Source organism: Salinicola sp. MH3R3-1, assembly GCF_001937155.1.
Taxonomy (GTDB): domain Bacteria; phylum Pseudomonadota; class Gammaproteobacteria; order Pseudomonadales; family Halomonadaceae; genus Salinicola; species Salinicola halophyticus.
This window is the reverse complement of sequence record NZ_MSDP01000096.1, coordinates 1-285: the sequence shown is the minus strand read 5'-3', so window position 1 is coordinate 285 and position 285 is coordinate 1. Positions and strand designations below refer to the sequence as shown.

Genomic DNA, 285 nt, shown 5'->3' with positions numbered 1-285 from the left:
TGGGCGTGATGGACTGGAACAATCGGGCCGGAATGAACGGGACGCCATGAGAGGTCTCCTGAGGGAATTCTCAATCAGTAACACAGGCGTACGGAAACGCGCATCGGTTTGGCGGCAATGACAGGAAAAAACGAGATGGTGGGTCGTGTAGGATTCGAACCTACGACCAATTGGTTAAAAGCCAACTGCTCTACCAACTGAGCTAACGACCCTTCCCGACTGGGCGCACATATTACTCATAACCCTCGGAGCAGGCAAGTATTTTTTCCCGCCCCGAGGCGCTGG

1 tRNA gene is annotated in these 285 nt (G+C 54.0%); it reads right to left on the bottom strand.

The features are described 5' to 3' along the window. Positions 1–136: 136 nt before the first annotated feature. Positions 137–212: transfer RNA gene (locus BTW08_RS18520), tRNA-Lys, on the bottom strand. Positions 213–285 lie beyond the last annotated feature (73 nt).